This is a genomic window from Paenibacillus sp. A3M_27_13 (genome assembly GCF_024213315.1).
Classification (GTDB): domain Bacteria; phylum Bacillota; class Bacilli; order Paenibacillales; family Paenibacillaceae; genus Paenibacillus; species Paenibacillus polymyxa_B.
In genome coordinates, this window is sequence record NZ_JANAVE010000002.1 from 1,252,115 (window position 1) to 1,268,501 (window position 16,387).

The window sequence follows — 16,387 nt, forward strand, 5'->3', positions numbered from 1 at the left end:
CGATGACTTAATCTATTGAACCCCTAAGGATGTGATTTCATGCCAGGCCGTGCACGTTCACAGATGAAGAGCCTGCTGCGCAGCACTATATGGCAGTGGATGAAGGGGACGGCCGATCGGCTTGGCGGTTGCTCTCTTCAAGTTAAGCTCATTGTCGCGTATATCGGAGTCATTTTAATTCCGGTGGTATTGTTCTCGCTATATACCTTTCACCAACTGTACGAGAATACCATGCAAGACATTACCGTACAAAATCAGTATGTGTTGGATACAGAGCTGGCCCATATTCACAGCAATATGGAAATTATGGAGCGAACCGCACAGCTTGCGATCTCAGATCGCAACGTACTTCGTTATCTGACCGAGGAACGTGAAATAAGCAGCGATGAGCTGGTCCAATTCAACTTGAATGTGTTTCCAAATTTACAGCACTTGCTGTACAGTAATCCCAATGTAGAGAACATTCGACTGTATACGAGTAATCCTCAGGCACATGAAATATGGCCAATGATTTTTAATGAATCACGACTGCCTAAAGCTTCCTGGCTGAAAACGGCCCAACTCCGACAAGGGAAAATATGGTGGGAAATGTACAAGGGGCCGAAAAGCTTACTTCTGGGGCAATCCCGGCAGGAAAGTGAGACAGTGCAGTATATGGCACTGCTGCGTGAAATTCAGTCTACCGGAGGAAGACACGCAGGGTTGGTAGAAACAAACATGAGGCTGGAGCTATTTTCACCTAGAGTATTTGGAATCCCACAACGTGACCGCGCATGGCAAATGTTCATTCTAGACGGCGACGATTCCAGCTCAAGGAACGCTGATAAACCAATGTCTTCTACCGATATAGCTACAGCTTCCTCTCAATCAGATTCAATTTCGATCCCTCTGTCCCATGTGCACCATCTGTTTCAGTCCCAGGTTCAGGGACCGGGTGGTGCTTTTGATTTTTCCTATGAGAATAAGCCTTATCTCGGCATGTACCGTTATATAGAAGGGTTGGACGCCTATTTGCTAAATGTGGTGGCGCTGGACGGTCCGCTGGGTGATCTCCGTCAGAAACGCAATGCCATGCTGCTCATTATTAGTATGCTGATTTTGTTTATGTCCGTCATTTCTTATACCCTGCATGCCTTCATTCTCAAGCAGCTACATACACTGCGTGAATCCATGAAAAAAGTAGAGCAGGAGGGTGACTTTCAGCTTAGAATTCCAGTATATGGGCGGGGAGAAGTGGCTGAGCTGGCTCTATATTTTCGCAGTCTACTGAGTCGGATAAACGGACTCATTGCCGAAGCAGTACACAAGCAGGCCGCTGCTCAGGAGGCTGAGCTGCTAGCGCTCAAGCATCAGATTGATTCCCATTTTCTCTATAATACATTGGAAAATTTAAAAATGATGGCGGAGATAGAACGACAGTATCCGCTGTCGGATGCCCTTACTTCCCTTGGCTCGATGATGCGTTATAATCTCCAATGGTCGGGATCGTGTGTTGCTTTGCGGGATGAAATCCGCCATATTCAGCATTATGTGGCCATCATGAACATTCGCCACGATAACCAAATTGGATTGGAAATTCATCTATCGTCGGCGTTTATGGAACTGGAGATGCTGAAAATGTCGCTGCAGCCTGTAGTCGAAAATGCTATCAAGCACGGTTGGAGTGCATTGCAAAGCCCATTCAGCATCACGATTGAAGCCTGCCCTAAGCAGGATATTATAGAATTGCGCATACAGGATAACGGAGTGGGGATATCTGAAGAAAGAAGAAACGCCATCATGGCTGGTCTAGCGCGAACGGAAATGGATTCCCACGAGCCCGGGATGAATGGGGGAATCGGTTTGTATAATGTGCATCGCCGTTTGAGTATGCAGTATGGCGAAGAGTATGGCATAAGACTGGACAGCATCCCCGGACAATCGACGACAGTGACCCTGATTTTGCCTAAACGTTACATGATGAGGGGGGCAGACCATGACGACCAAGCTGTTGATTGCGGATGACGAGAAAAATATTCGAATGGGACTTCAAGCTATGATCGAACGGGAATTTTCCGGTCTCTATGAATGTGTACTGGTCAAGGACGGAATGGAAGCCTGGCAGCATGTGAAGCAGTTTTTGCCCGAGTTGGTGATAACGGATATCCGTATGCCTGTTATGGATGGCATTATGCTGATGCAGCATATTCACGAGCTGGAGCCGGGTCGCAGACCTTTGGTAATCATTCTCAGTGGATATGACGAGTTCCAGTATGCGCGCGAAGCGATTCGCTGTGGGGCACGGGAGTATTTGCTCAAGCCAATCGTAAGGGAGGAACTGTTTGGTGCGCTGGCAGTTTTGAATGAGGAATTGAAGCAGAGGAACCACCTCATATACGATGGTGTTGTCAGCGTAGAGAAAGATAGACCAGCTGGCGCGAGTGCCATCGTCGATAGAAGCGGTAGTATGACACGTGCTATCCAATACATCCATGCTCATTACAGCGAGGATTTGAATATGGCAGTAGTATCCAATTCAGTATCCTTGAATTATACGTATTTTAGTCAGGCGTTCAAAGCCTATACAGGCCTTAGCTTTGTTCAATATGTAAAAAGGCTGCGCATTACAGAAGCCAAAAAGCTGCTGGAGTGTCAAGGGGGCAAGATTTATGAAATTGCGGCTAACGTGGGCTTTGACAATGCAAAGCACTTTAACAAAGTGTTTCGTGAGCTGGAGGGGATGACCCCGCAGCAGTTTCGAGTGCAGAATCAAAGGGGTAATTAGATATAAAGAGGCGGAAAACTTCACTGCCTTTTTAACCTTATCCTGATATAATAAACGTAAGCATAACCATCGCCTTCAATCAGAGAGTTTGTACACAATCACACGAATCGCCGAACGGAAGGGGAGAGCATATGGTTATTTATGAAACGGACCAAGCTTATATCATGACGACGCAGCATGACCATGCCCATATTTCAGGTGAGTTGGCTTCACAATGGGAAGAGAGTGCCTTCAAGAATAGACGTCATAAGCAGGATTTTGTATATGCAGCAAGGGAGCATGATCGGGGCTGGATACAGTTAGACGCTGCTCCTTTCTGGAATGATCATGTGTCTGCACCTTATACGTTTATTGATTTTCCGCTCAATCCTCGTTTTGTTTTCTATCGTCTTGGGATTGATGAAGTCGAACAAGGTAATACGTATGCGGCGTTGCTGTGTAGCTTGATGTACAGGGAGCTAGTCGGACGGACCGAGCATCAAAACGCTCAGGACAAGCAGATTACGCATGCTTATCAGGAAGCGGAGGCACAGCGTCGTCAGAGGCTCAAACAGGAGCTGGCATGTGGCGTAACCTTCGACCATCAAGTGCGGACGGATGTACGGAGAATGTTGTTTTGTGACGAATTGAGTCTGTTTTTGTGCAGCCGAGAGCCGGGCACGCCTACAGCAGATTATGAATGGTTTGCTGAAGGTTTAAGCTTCCCGGCTGTTCGACATGAAAGCGGGCGAGTTTGGGCCGAGTGGCTATCGGATCAGACTGTAGGTCTTTCCTTTTTTCCTTTCAGGGGCAAGGTAGGGATTACTCATACCTTTAAGAAGGTGGACAAGGAGAAAATTCGTACCTTTGGTCTCCTAGAGGCTTACCGTTCTTCTGAATGGACGCATCGAACCTTTACCGTTGAACATATCATGGAAGTAGAAGAACATAAGGAGAATGCCTGACAGTCTACGGATACAGCCTCGAACAATATTTTGTTCGTAGACGCAGAGAAAAGTCAGAGCAAAGCCTCCCTGAACCATGCTTCAGAGAGGCTCGCTTTTTTCTAGCTTTAACATTTTACGATTTTGCAGATGTTTTCGCACGATTGACAATAGTCTGTACCTTATTCAATACCTTATCGCGTGCCCCTTTATTTTTCATCAGATACGTAACACCCATTCCCAATGCGGCTACCACCCATTTTTTATTCTTCATGAATAACGCCTCCTTATGATCATGTTGTCATACACAATTGCTTTAAAAGCATCCAAAATGTGAAAAGATGAACGGGATTTTACGATTTAGTGATTCCTTGCACTCGTTCCGCATAACTATGATTTTACCCTTCTCCATCAAATCTTACCCGTTCCTTCTTCAATGAAACGATTACGACTGTCTTTTCATGTTTAATGGATATTATTAAATATCCCGCCACAATTGCTTCAGACGCACATGACAGGGAGGTCTTTGTTATGAGAAAGAAGGAAGTGGTTGCCATGCTGCTCGCCGGCGGACAAGGCAAAAGACTCAAAGGACTTACCCGTACACTAGCCAAACCGGCAGTATTTTTTGGAGGAACTTACCGCATTATTGATTTCCCTCTCAGCAATTGCACTCATTCTGGTATAGACACCGTAGGCGTATTGACCCAATACGAGCCGTTGGTGCTTCATTCCTATATCGGCGTTGGGAGCGACTGGGATTTGGATCGCCTGGATGGAGGAGTTTTTGTTTTACCACCGCACGAGAAAGAAAATGGAAACAACTGGTACAGGGGCACGGCGGATGCAATTTATCGAAACCTGCATTTCTTGGATCAGTATGACCCGGAGCATGTACTCATTCTTTCAGGGGATCACATTTATAAAATGGACTACAGTCGAATGCTCCACTATCACAAGGAGAAGGAAGCAGACTGCACCATTTCTGTCATCAATGTCACGATTCAGGAAGCCAAACGATTTGGGATATTGAACGCCGATGATGATCTCAAAATATATGACTTTGAGGAGAAGCCTGAACAGCCGAAAAGCACATTGGCCTCCATGGGTATTTATTTGTTCAAATGGGAGGTGTTACGTCGCTATTTACTGGAAAGTGCAAGCGATTCTGAATCCTCACATGATTTTGGCAAGGATATCATTCCATTGCTGCTTCAGCATGGACGGTCGTTGTATGCGTACCCGTTTGCCGGGTACTGGAAGGATGTAGGTACCATTCAGAGCTTGTGGGAGTCCAACATGGATCTTCTGGTTCAGGATCCGCCTTTGGATCTGAACGATCCTTTCTGGCGCATCTATACCCGCAGTCCTAATCAACCGGCCCAGTATATAACCCAACGGGCAATCCTCAAAAACAGCATTGTAAATGAAGGCTGCATGGTGGATGGAGAAGTAAGGCATTCTGTACTATTTTATGGGGTCGAAGTAGGTGAAGGGAGCGTCATTACCGATTCTGTCATCATGCCAAACGTAAAAATTGGGCGCAATGTACGTATCCACCGGGCTATCGTGAATGAGAACATCGTTATTGAAGACAACGCGTTTATCGGACCTGAAGATAGTTCTGATGAGATTATTTTGTTCGATCAGGAAAGCCAGCTTCATGCACGAATTTAACCCGGATAAGGACGGTGTCTGCTATGAGCCGACTCATTGGAGTTATCAACCTGGATCACGAACTGGATCAGTTGAAAGAGTTGACCTATTTCCGGTGCGGGGCCGCAGTCCCCTTTGCCAGTCGATATCGGCTCATTGATTTTACCTTATCCAACATGATGCATGCAGGGGTGCATGATATTGCACTGTTTATCCGCCGCAAATACCGTTCGCTGCTGGATCATCTGGGTGAAGGCCGGCCTTGGGATTTAGACCGCAGACGGGGCGGGTTGTTTATTTTGCCACCGGACTGGAATGATCCGACGGATGCATCACGTGGGGATTTGCAGCATGTGCACAACAATCTGGACTTTTTCCATCGCTCATCGGGGCAAACCATTGTTCACGCAGGAACTCAGCATGTCAATAAGGTTGATATTGAGGATGTATACCGTTATCATCGGGAGAAAAATGCAGATGTTACCCTCGTATATAAACCCATCGACCAGCTCGAATCTGAGCATGCTCCTTGTGCACGACTGGAGATTGATGAGAACGGACGAGTGACTGGTATTCATCAGGAGCAGGATCATCATAATATTTATCTGGAAATGTTCGTGATGGACAAAGGCTTGTATCTGGATCAGGTGAAGCATTGCATTGCCCATCAGGATAATCATTTCTTTCGCGATGCCATCCAGAAAAACCCAAGTGGACTGCGCATTTATGCGTATCGTTATGAAGGTTATCATGCGGTCATTAATTCTATCGAGAGCTACTATAAAAATAGCATGAAGCTGCTGGATCAGGAGCAGTATCATGCACTGTTTCAGAATCAGCCGGTGCATACCAAAATCAAGTATGAAGCCCCGACCCGTTATACGCACAGCGCCGAGGTGGATCATTCACTTGTTGCCAATGGCTGCACCATTGGGGGCAAGGTCGAGAACAGTATTCTTTTCCGTGGAGTACGGGTGGAGGAGGGTGCGCGGGTAAGCAACTCGATTATTATGCAAAAATGCGTCATCCGTAAAGGGGCAGTTGTGGAGAATGTGGTTTTAGATAAAGATGTACAGCTTTCACCAGATCGAACTCTGATTGGAGACATTAGAGTTCCCTATGTCATTGCCAAGAATAGCGTAATTTAAAGGATATACTTAGCCATTAAAACGGAAATAACAGGAGGTACAACTTTGTTCAGCAATAAAGAAGCATTTAAGCAGGCTTTTCGAGAGCAACTGGTCGGAAGGCTGGGCAAACCGATGCAGGAGGCTCAGTCGGAAGACGTATATAAGGTTTTGGGTGGCATGATTCGTGAACAAGTCGGCAAGAATTGGGCAGAAACGAACCAAGCCTACAAAGAAGGACAAGAGAAGCAGATTTATTATTTTTCACTGGAATTTTTGATAGGTCGTCTATTGGGCAGTAATCTGTTGAATTTGGGCGTACTGGATATGGTTCGGCAGGCATTGGGTGAACTGGGCTGGGATCTGGAGGAAATTGAAGAACAGGAGGCGGACGCGGGGCTAGGCAATGGTGGCCTCGGCCGTCTGGCGGCTTGCTTCATGGACTCGCTGGCATCCCTTGGCTATGCAGGACATGGTTGCGGTATCCGATATAAATATGGTCTGTTTGAACAGCGTATTGTGGACGGCAATCAGGTTGAACTGCCGGACTACTGGCTACAGAAAGGGAATGTCTGGGAGGAACGCCGTCCTGACAAAAAGGTCGAGGTTCATTTTTGGGGAAGAGTGGAAACCCGTGAACAGGAGGGACGTCTTGTATTCGAGACACAGGATACCGAAACAGTCTGGGCTGTCCCTTACGATATTCCGCTGGTAGGCTATGGTCATGCGCAGGTGAATACGCTGCGGATTTGGAGTGCGGAATCAGCGCTTGATCCCGTTCGAGGACCGATTCGAGGCGAGGGCGGTTATTACCGCTTTCTCGACTACAATCGATCGGTGGAATCCATCTCGGCATTTCTATATCCGGATGACTCCAATTATGAGGGGAAGCTGCTTCGCTTGAAGCAGCAGTATTTCCTGTGCTCGGCCGGCCTGCAAAGTATTTTGCGTACGTTCGAGAAGCTTCGTTTACCTTACGCCCAGTTGCCCGATAAAATAGCACTGCACATTAACGATACACATCCGACGCTGGTTATACCGGAACTGATGCGTATTCTGATGGACGTGAAGGGCTTGGGCTGGGACGAAGCATGGGATATTACGACGCGAACCGTTTCATATACGAATCATACGATATTAAGTGAGGCGCTGGAACAATGGCCTGTCAATATGGTACGGGAGCTACTACCTCGTATTTCCTTGATCATTGAAGAAATTAACAAACGTTATTGCGCTATGCTACTGGAGCGTTACCCAGGACAGGACATCAAAATTGGTGAAATGGCGATTATTCATGGTGAACAAATCCGTATGGCTCACTTGGCAATCGTCGGCAGCTACAGCGTTAATGGGGTGGCTGCGCTGCATACGCAAATATTAAAGGAACGAGAGATGAAGTCGTTTCACGAGCTGTACCCTGACCGTTTTAATAATAAAACAAACGGGATTGCCCATCGCCGCTGGCTGATGCACGCTAACCCGGAGCTGGCAAGCTTGTACGATGAGACCATCGGTACACGTTGGAGGACCCGTCCAAGGGAGCTCATCGACCTGCTTCGTTACAGTGGGGACGAGTCGTTCAAAGAACGGATACAGGCGATTAAGCGAAATAATAAAGTCAGGCTCGCTGAGCATGTTTTTGCAAAACAGGGAGTACGACTGGATACGTCCTCCATTTTTGATGTGCAGGTCAAACGGTTACATGGTTATAAGCGACAGCTGCTCAACATTTTGCATGTGATGCATTTATACAGTCAGCTTAAAAGTAATCCTGGCCTGGATGTGACGCCACGCACGTTTGTTTTTGGAGCCAAAGCCGCCCCCGGTTATTTTCTCGCCAAACAGACGATCAAGCTTATTAACAACGTGGCGGACACGATCAATCGGGATGTAGATGTCAAGGACAAGCTGAAAGTCGTTTTCCTTGAAAATTATTCTGTCTCGCTAGCGGAGCTGATTATTCCTGCGGCGGATGTCAGTGAGCAGATTTCCACGGCAGGCAAGGAAGCCTCTGGCACAGGGAATATGAAATTTATGATGAACGGTGCGCTCACAATAGGTACATTGGACGGAGCCAATGTTGAAATGCATGAAATGGTAGGGGATGCCAACATGTTCATTTTTGGATTGAAGGTGGACCAGATCGAGGCATATTACCGGGACGGCCAGTATTCGGCGCGCAAAACAGCCAATAGCGACGAAAGACTGCGTGAAGTGTTGGATCAACTCGTGAACGATGCTCCTTTTACGCGGCATGAACGGGAATTTGAGGCCATTTATCAATCCCTGATTGATCATAATGATGAATACTTTGTGCTCAAAGACTTTGCATCCTATGTGGATACACAGGTTCACATTGAACAAGTGTATCGGAATCCCTCGGAGTGGACTCGGCGTGCTATTGTCAATATGGCGAACTCTGGTAAATTTTCTAGTGATTGCACGATTCAGCAATACGCGGCTGAGATTTGGGACATTGTGCCTCTCCAAAACGATGTCAACAAGCGAATTCTGTCCTAAAACGGCGAAACAGGCGGAATAACATTGCTTTTCGAACGCTGAGGGTTATAATGACAGTATAGACATAAGTAAGGATGGGAACTGTATATACTCATTCCTGAACTTGAATTGTACTGTTGAAGGAGTCCTCCTATTGATAAAGCTCAATCCGAAAAGGCTCAAACCTCATAAATCGAAGAAGAAATATAATATGTTTCAAAATATATGGCGTGCGATTCGGCTGAATTTCATCAAGCTATTGCGCGCCCCTGGTGGAGTTAAAAAGATCTCTTTGGGCTTCGCCATTGGCTTTGCGCTGGAGATGATTGTGATTTCCACGGCTTCTCTGGTATACCTTGTTTTTTATCCGATTGTTCGTCTGTCCGGCGGCTCGTTGCCTGCGGCCATTGTGGGTAACGTTGTAGGTAAACTGACCTTTTTGCCAATTGTACTGATGCCATTCGCCAAGCAAGTGGGGGCTTGGATTTATCCATCCCATTATCCGGTACATGTCAGGGGCGGACGACTTCACGAGCATTCTTTTATGGAGCTGTTTCACGGCAACTGGTCTGTATTCAGAGACTTGCTGCACGGAGGCTTGCACATCCTGATCGGCATGTCGATTTTCGGTGTGGTGCTGGGCATTATCTCGTATTTTGTCATTCAGGTTCTGTATAATCGTTCGCTGCACAAACGGTTGGAAAAGCGGAAGTTGCGTCATGGTGCAGCATTTTCGGCGGCCAGACTGCTGAAGAATGGATAACGATGCATAAGAAAGAAGCTCTTCGAGCCTATTTATTAGGTCCGAAGGGCTTCTTTGAGTTGGGGCAAGCAACTTTTATTTTTGTATTACGTCTAAGGAATATATGTATCCATTCTTTTAAGTCTCTTTTGAGACATCAGGAGGAATTGCCCCATGAAAAAATGGAATTCTATCACTGCAACAGTTGCGGCAATATCCATGCTTTTGGGAACGGCTCCAGTTGCATGGGCACAGCAGCCCGCCGCTGCCATAGCTCAAAACGCACAAACTTCTGTTAACTTGGACCCAACCGCCACTAAGCGTTTAACAGATGTGCTGAACACATTAGCGGGGAAACAAACAATAAAGTTTACAAGCGCTGATACTGCTTTTGACTCATGGACGGTAAACGGTACTTTGAGCGGGACAGCTAATGCTGATTTCATCCAAAATTACGATTCCAAAAAGGGAATCGTGCAATCCACCAGCATTATTTATGATGCGGCTGATCTCAACAAAGTTATGGACAATAATCTACGCAGCAAGGTTGCATCGTTCCTGAAAACATTTGATTCTGATGGAGTGTTTAAAACGGATGCTGTCTGGCGTGTATATTCACCGGATGACGAAGGAGAACTCAAAAATTATTGGGTGCTATGGGGGCATGACCAGAGTCTCTACATTGACCTTGATCAAGGAAATAAAATAACGGCTAGCATAATGTATTCGCTTAAAGACGTTAAAGCTTCACTGTCCAACAAAGCGAATCGTTCGCTTAAAACAGTTGGTATTGCTTCGAGCAATCCGTTTGAATATGTGTTTCGTCAGCATGAAGGCAATGATACCGTTTGGAATTTCCGGGACGATAATGAGTTAAACAACGTGTTGATTGGGGTGAAAACTGGTAAAGTGTGGGCCGTAAAAAACGAGCTTGGCATGGATTGGACGGGGGAAAAGGATTTTGTCAAAGCATTCGCTAAGCCAAAGCTCAGCCAAACTCAGGCTCTTTCAGCCGCGAAGTCGAAAGTGCAATCTCTTTTCGGAATTAACCTAAAAGGATATACCGTAAAAATTAAGGATAACGAGTATACGTTCTCCCAAAAAGGCGCAGTTACTGTGGTGGGAAAAATCAATAAAAAAGGAGCATTTTATTCCCTAGAGGCTATGCCCGCGAATGGAGTTCGAAATTAAGCAGAATGATTTTATTGAAAAGCGTATGATCTCTATAAGAGGCATACGCTTTTGACATATTTTGTAACAGGATTGGCTTCATTCGCTCGAATCGTTTACAATACGTGTGCATACAACAATGGACGACAGGTTAATGTACATACAAGGAGTGATGAAGTTGCGGAAGATATGGCAAATCTACTTAACAGACTGGAGAAATGTATTCAAAGTATCGACCGGGACTTTATTAGTCATTGGCATCATTCTTTTGCCTTCTGTCTATGCATGGGTGAATTTGAAAGCGATGTGGGATCCGTATGCGAATACATCTGGGATTAAAATTGCAGTAACCAGCCAAGATCAGGGTGCAGAAGTGAATGGTAAAAAGATTAATATCGGCGATGAGGTTTTGCATAACCTTCAAAATAACAAGAAGCTGGGTTGGACTTTTGTCAATGAAGCGGAAGCACGAAAAGGTGTGTTGAATGGTGATTATTATGCCAGCCTGCTGATCCCGAAAGATTTTTCAGAGAAAATTACGAGTGTGCTGACGGAAAATCCGCAAAAGCCGGAAATTGATTACGCCGTAAATGAAAAAATTAATGCAGTAGCTCCGAAAATTACATCTTCGGGGGCAACCTCTCTGACGAACCAGATTAGCCAAAACTTTATTGAAACTGCCAGCCAGGCGGTATTGACGAAGTTGAAGGAAGCCGGAGTCAGGCTGGAGGAGGAGCTCCCGACGATTCGTAATATTGAGAACCGGGTGTTGGAGCTGAATAATCGATTGCCGGATATCGAAAGGTTGGGCAAACAGGCATTGGAACTGGAGCAAAATTTGCCGAAAATAAAGGCACAGGGACAAAAGATCATTGCATTGAAGGAGAAAATTCCTGAAATTAACCGTGCCGGTGACCTGGTGCTCAAAATTGACAAAAACATGCCTGAGCTGGACAAGGTAGCCGCTGTTATTTTGGATATCCAAAAAAGACTACCTGATATTCAAAAGGCCGGTGATCGAATTGTTGAACTAGATCAAAATTTCAGCAAGGTAGAAAGCGCACTGGCCACAGCCCTAGAGGACACGCAAACGGCTCTTAAAGTCATTAATGCTGCCCAGAAAGCACTGCCAGAAGTACAGAAAATAGCGGACACAGGCAAGGATTTTACAACCGGTTTACTCGAATTTCTGGACAAAAACGAGGGTGCGCTTGATTCGATTGGTACAGTAGTTAAAGAAGACTTACAACTGGTACAACAAATCGCGAATGAAGTTTCTCAGATTACAGACATTGTTCGTGGTGTGGATTTTGATCCTAAAGCAGCACAAGCTGCGGTGAATCGTGTCAGCGGTAGGCTGACAACTGCCGTGGGAGTGTTGGATCATATTTCTCAATTGCTGAAGCGTGTGAACGGATACTTGCCAAGTCAACCTCTGGATTCACTTATTTCCCGTGTGAGCGGGGTAGAGGATCGTTTCCGTCGTCTGAATAGCACAGTAACTAGCATCGGGGATGCCATTCAGCGCGGCGAAAAGCCTGCGCAAAATCTGCTGGATGACACTGATCGCCTTGCAGGAGAAATCAGTAGCGGAATTGACAGCATTTTGGGCAATTATGATACGGAGTATGCACCCGCCATTCAAAAGGCGCTGGATCAGATCAAATCCGTTGCCCGCAATTCTGCCAATGTGCTGACTACAGCTCAAGAGCAGCTACCGAATATTGAAAAGCTATTAAATGACGCACAGGCTGCAGCAGAATTCGGTCAGCAAGAGCTAACACGTCTCCAGCAGGATCTGCCACAATACCGTCAAAAACTGCATGAAGCGGCGACGACGATTCAGGGGCGCATGGGCGAGTTTACGAATGCTGTGAACAAAGCGGCAGACTTTGTAAATAACGATTTGCCAGCGGTTAAAAATAAAATTCATCAGGCAGCAGATTTTGTGCGTAATGATTTGCCTAAAGCGGAACAACAGTTTGTCAAAATGGCTGATTTAATTGAAAATAAATTTCCTGAAGCTGAAAAAGCGGTACACCAAGTAGCCAATTTTGTAAGGACCGATCTTCCAGCTGCCGAGGATTCCATACGTCAGGCTGCAGACACAATTCGCAAGCTTAAGGGCGAAAATGCACTCGGACGCGCTATTGCATTGTTAAAGGGGGATGTGAAAAAGGAAAGTGATTTTCTCGGCAGTCCGGTATCGTTGAAGCAGGAGCGGATATACCCAATTCCCAACTATGGTTCTGCGATGTCACCTTTTTACACTACATTGTCGATTTGGGTAGGTGCGATGCTACTGGTCTCCATGTTCAGGGTAGATGTGGATGACCCGGAAGGACAATTTAAAAGCTACCAAGTGTATTTCGGACGGCTTATGACATTCTCCACGATTGGCATTTTTCAAGCGCTGAGCGTATCTCTCGGTGACTTGTTCCTGCTCGGGGCGTATGTGGATGCCAAAGTAGCTTTTGTACTATCGTCTATGCTGATCAGTCTGGTGTTTACGGCGATGACCTATACACTAGTTTCTGTGTTCGGCAATATCGGCAAGGGACTGGCAGTCATCCTGCTGGTGCTTCAATTCTCCAGTTCAGGAGGGACATTCCCGATTGCGACGAGTACACCGTTTTTTCAGGCGCTGAATCCGTTCGTACCATTCACCTATGCGGTTAGTCTGTTACGAGAGACAGTAGGAGGGATGTTGCCTTCAACGGTGATACGAGATGTGGTGATGCTGTTTGTATTTATCGGTGTTTGCTTCCTGTTTGGATTGGTGTTTAAGAAGCCGCTCAGCAAGCATACGAAAAAAATGGCCGAGCGAGCAAAAGAAACGAAATTGATTCCTTGATTGTAAAAAAAGAATGAGTTACGGTGGCTGAAGTGAGCCGCTCCGCGAAGGATTTGATCTTACGATCGCTGTTGCCACGGGATTCTTTGGATTAGGACATGACAAGGTAAAAATCCCATGGCAAAGGCGAACGCTTCGCTTCTCCAGATTCAAATTCTCCGCTCCGCTGCAACCGCCGTAAAGTCACTATTTTTTCATATGGAGTAGGTAGTATGGTAGGAGATGCCTCGCGCTTGCTGCTTCGGCGGTGCGTGGGGCTTTTTTGCATGCGCTATCCAACCTTAAATTGCATTTGGGGTTGTTTCAATGTGGTTTTTTCTGGTGAATAAACGGAGTATGGTCTTTTTTGGCATGTAATTTTGCGGAATTTTAAAATCCTTAGGCAAAGGCGGGAAGCAGTATGGAGTATTCATACTTAGGAAAGTCAGGCTTGAAGGTTAGTCGGTTATGTCTGGGGACGATGAATTTCGGACCGGAAACCGAAGAAAAGGATGCGTTTAAAATTATGGATGCCGCACTGGATGCGGGCATTAACTTTTTTGATACGGCTAATGTATATGGCCATGATCGTAAAGGTTGGACAGAGGAAATTATCGGACGTTGGTTCCAGCAGGGCGGCGGAAGACGCGAGAAGGTCGTGTTGGCAACGAAGGTATACGGAGACATGAAAAATGAACATGACGGACCCAATGCAGGATCAGGCTTGTCTGCTTACAAAATTCGCCGTCATTTGGATGCGTCGCTGAAACGTCTTCAAACCGACCATGTAGAGCTATATCAAATGCATCACATTGACCGAAATGTGTCATGGGATGAACTGTGGGGCGTATTTGAGTCCGTGGTGGATCGGGGACAAGTTGATTATATCGGTTCCAGTAATTTTGCAGGCTGGCATATTGCGGTGGCGCAGGCAGAAGCGAAGGCACGGCGTTTTCTGGGGCTTGTATCCGAGCAGCATTTGTACAACCTGAACGAACGTTCCGCCGAGCTTGAAGTATTACCAGCAGCTCAAGAGCTGGGTCTGGGTGTGATCCCATGGAGCCCGCTGGCCGGCGGACTGTTGGGACGGAATGCGTTAGCAGGTACTGGTTCTCGCAGCGCACGCGCCAAAGAAAAGGTGGAGCAGAATCGTGCGAAGCTGGAGCAATTTGCAGCATTGTCCCGCGAGCTGGGTGAAAAGGAAGACGTGATTGCACTGGCTTGGGTACTGTCCCATCCGGCCGTAACGGCTCCAATTATCGGACCACGGACCTTAGAACAGTTAGAGGATGCTCTACGGGTACCTGAGGTCAAATTGAGCGAAGATGTGCTTGCCAAGCTGAATGAGATTTTCCCCGGTCCGGGAAAACCTGCGCCAGAAGCCTACGCTTGGTAAATAATACTTCGTACTCGTAATAAAACATCATTCTTTGTGAGAAATAATCGGCAAAAAAGCAGCAGATCAGGAGCTTCCTCTTTGATCTGCTGCTTTTTTTCTGGTGCCTGATCCACACTTGAACGACCGTAACAAGAATAAATATGCGCTAAATGGGATCTATCTTTTTAGATATGATTTTCTGAGTGGTTTTCTTATGATGTGTTACATAACTGTGTAGAATCATGCCGAGGATGACGATGAACATACCCATCCATGATAAAGGAGACGGCATGGGGATAGACAAAAAGATTAATTCTCCCATTAATGCAAAAAGAACTTCCAAAGATTGTGTTGCTTCTACGGTCGCCAGCTTTTGCATATTTCCACGAACCTGATCTGTAGCTTTAAAAAATAAAACCGTAGCGATCACCCCTGAAAACACAGCCACCAAAGCAGACTGTATCGTCTGATCCTTACTTGGCATTCCCGCGCTGAAAACTCCATATAACGAAAGCAATAACCAGAAGGGTAAGCTGGCTAATGTCATCCCGAGCACACGCTGATAGGCATCCAATCGTCCTGCACAGACTTCCATCATTTTACGATTACCTAATGGATAAGCGAATGAGGCGAGTATGACAGGCAGAATACCGAATAAAAAATCTTGGGTAGAAATGGATTGCGACTGTTCGACTTGCATAACAATAATGCCGATTAAAATAACGAGAGACATCAACAGTCCCTGGAGGGGGATTTTTCCTCGTATTTTGACAGGGCCGTTCTCCGTTTGGACAACCTCAGCAAATAAAGGGACAAGCAAAGAACCAGAAATGATGGTAATTTGCCAGGTTCCCGCGATCAACCACCCTGGTGAATAAGCCGATGCGAAGCATAACGGAGCATAAAATAAGCCAAATCCGATGAAGCTCCACCACAACCACGTTCCTGGTTGTTCCTTCATGACTTTCCAAAGAGGCTTAAGCTTTTGTTGGGTCATCACAATGACGACTAGAATAGGAACCATAAACAGATATCGCAATGAAGCACTCCAGATCCAGCTCCCGCCAGACAGCTCCATAGACCGGTTCAGAACAAATGTAAAAGCAAAAAAGAAAGCCGCCAACACACCTAACCAGATTGAGCGCATAGCATTCACCTAATTCTTTAAGTATCGTTATTTCTCATATTAATAACTTTAGATCATTCAATTCAAGAGTTTCTTACAGTTGACAAGGTAAGAGGGATGCTGTATATTACTGAAAGTTAATGTTAATAGTAATTATTACGATTTAAAA

Annotated in this window: 13 protein-coding genes; 10 read left to right on the forward strand and 3 right to left on the reverse strand. The window is 46.0% G+C overall.

Annotation, left to right across the window (positions count from 1 at the left end; genetic code table 11):
• Positions 1-39: 39 nt before the first annotated feature.
• From NLX82_RS12320 to NLX82_RS12330, 3 genes are all read left to right on the forward strand, one after another.
• Complete coding sequence (locus tag NLX82_RS12320) at positions 40-2,004, forward strand: sensor histidine kinase (RefSeq protein ID WP_076294853.1); 1,965 nt, start codon at positions 40-42, stop codon at positions 2,002-2,004.
• Positions 1,976-2,764, forward strand: a complete 789-nt coding sequence (locus tag NLX82_RS12325) for a response regulator transcription factor (RefSeq protein WP_023988332.1) — start codon at positions 1,976-1,978, stop codon at positions 2,762-2,764. The genes NLX82_RS12320 and NLX82_RS12325 overlap by 29 nt, the downstream gene beginning before the upstream one ends.
• A 131-nt stretch (positions 2,765-2,895) precedes the next feature.
• Complete coding sequence (locus NLX82_RS12330; protein ID WP_076160179.1) at positions 2,896-3,708, forward strand: DUF3891 family protein; 813 nt, start codon at positions 2,896-2,898, stop codon at positions 3,706-3,708.
• Between the two features lie 115 nt (positions 3,709-3,823).
• On the opposite strand, the gene NLX82_RS12335 is transcribed toward NLX82_RS12330, so the two are convergent.
• Positions 3,824-3,961, reverse strand: coding sequence for a hypothetical protein (locus tag NLX82_RS12335; protein WP_023988334.1), 138 nt, complete (start codon positions 3,959-3,961; stop codon positions 3,824-3,826).
• A 257-nt stretch (positions 3,962-4,218) separates the two neighbouring features.
• Between NLX82_RS12335 and NLX82_RS12340 the strand changes: the two genes are divergently transcribed.
• The 6 genes from NLX82_RS12340 to NLX82_RS12365 all read left to right on the forward strand — a co-directional run bounded on the left by NLX82_RS12340 (position 4,219) and on the right by NLX82_RS12365 (position 13,735).
• A complete protein-coding gene (locus tag NLX82_RS12340) occupies positions 4,219-5,364 on the forward strand; it encodes a glucose-1-phosphate adenylyltransferase (protein WP_076160182.1) in 1,146 nt (381 codons plus the stop codon).
• 23 nt (positions 5,365-5,387) lie between these two features.
• The gene (gene glgD / locus NLX82_RS12345) at positions 5,388-6,491 is read left to right on the forward strand and encodes a glucose-1-phosphate adenylyltransferase subunit GlgD (protein ID WP_023988336.1); all 1,104 of its coding nucleotides are present in this window, start codon (positions 5,388-5,390) and stop codon (positions 6,489-6,491) included.
• 45 nt (positions 6,492-6,536) lie between these two features.
• Positions 6,537-8,990 (forward strand): glycogen/starch/alpha-glucan phosphorylase, encoded by a 2,454-nt coding sequence (locus NLX82_RS12350; RefSeq protein WP_023988337.1) that lies wholly within the window; start codon positions 6,537-6,539, stop codon positions 8,988-8,990.
• Positions 8,991-9,180: 190 nt separating this feature from the next.
• Complete coding sequence (locus NLX82_RS12355; RefSeq protein WP_028542387.1) at positions 9,181-9,732, forward strand: DUF2062 domain-containing protein; 552 nt, start codon at positions 9,181-9,183, stop codon at positions 9,730-9,732.
• A 153-nt stretch (positions 9,733-9,885) separates the two neighbouring features.
• Entirely contained in the window at positions 9,886-10,902 is a 1,017-nt protein-coding gene (locus tag NLX82_RS12360) for a hypothetical protein (protein WP_023988339.1), read from the forward strand.
• A gap of 157 nt (positions 10,903-11,059) precedes the next feature.
• Complete coding sequence (locus tag NLX82_RS12365; RefSeq protein ID WP_053325308.1) at positions 11,060-13,735, forward strand: YhgE/Pip domain-containing protein; 2,676 nt, start codon at positions 11,060-11,062, stop codon at positions 13,733-13,735.
• Between the two features lie 91 nt (positions 13,736-13,826).
• Here NLX82_RS12365 and NLX82_RS12370 read toward each other — a convergent pair whose 3' ends face one another.
• Complete coding sequence (locus NLX82_RS12370) at positions 13,827-14,003, reverse strand: hypothetical protein (protein ID WP_254348152.1); 177 nt, start codon at positions 14,001-14,003, stop codon at positions 13,827-13,829.
• Between the two features lie 132 nt (positions 14,004-14,135).
• On the opposite strand from NLX82_RS12370, the gene NLX82_RS12375 reads away from it, so the two are divergent.
• Positions 14,136-15,110 (forward strand): aldo/keto reductase, encoded by a 975-nt coding sequence (locus NLX82_RS12375; protein WP_023988341.1) that lies wholly within the window; start codon positions 14,136-14,138, stop codon positions 15,108-15,110.
• A gap of 148 nt (positions 15,111-15,258) precedes the next feature.
• Here NLX82_RS12375 and NLX82_RS12380 read toward each other — a convergent pair whose 3' ends face one another.
• Positions 15,259-16,239, reverse strand: a complete 981-nt coding sequence (locus NLX82_RS12380) for a DMT family transporter (protein WP_023988342.1) — start codon at positions 16,237-16,239, stop codon at positions 15,259-15,261.
• Positions 16,240-16,387: the final 148 nt, after the last annotated feature.

Coding starts and splice junctions, on each gene's coding strand:
- NLX82_RS12320 (WP_076294853.1), top strand. CDS start 40: ATGCCAGGCCGTGCACGTTCACAGATGAAGAGCCTGCTGCGCAGCACT.
- NLX82_RS12325 (WP_023988332.1), top strand. CDS start 1,976: ATGACGACCAAGCTGTTGATTGCGGATGACGAGAAAAATATTCGAATG.
- NLX82_RS12330 (WP_076160179.1), top strand. CDS start 2,896: ATGGTTATTTATGAAACGGACCAAGCTTATATCATGACGACGCAGCAT.
- NLX82_RS12335 (WP_023988334.1), bottom strand. CDS start 3,961: ATGAAGAATAAAAAATGGGTGGTAGCCGCATTGGGAATGGGTGTTACG.
- NLX82_RS12340 (WP_076160182.1), top strand. CDS start 4,219: ATGAGAAAGAAGGAAGTGGTTGCCATGCTGCTCGCCGGCGGACAAGGC.
- glgD (WP_023988336.1), top strand. CDS start 5,388: ATGAGCCGACTCATTGGAGTTATCAACCTGGATCACGAACTGGATCAG.
- NLX82_RS12355 (WP_028542387.1), top strand. CDS start 9,181: ATGTTTCAAAATATATGGCGTGCGATTCGGCTGAATTTCATCAAGCTA.
- NLX82_RS12360 (WP_023988339.1), top strand. CDS start 9,886: ATGAAAAAATGGAATTCTATCACTGCAACAGTTGCGGCAATATCCATG.
- NLX82_RS12370 (WP_254348152.1), bottom strand. CDS start 14,003: ATGCAAAAAAGCCCCACGCACCGCCGAAGCAGCAAGCGCGAGGCATCT.
- NLX82_RS12375 (WP_023988341.1), top strand. CDS start 14,136: ATGGAGTATTCATACTTAGGAAAGTCAGGCTTGAAGGTTAGTCGGTTA.
- NLX82_RS12380 (WP_023988342.1), bottom strand. CDS start 16,239: ATGCGCTCAATCTGGTTAGGTGTGTTGGCGGCTTTCTTTTTTGCTTTT.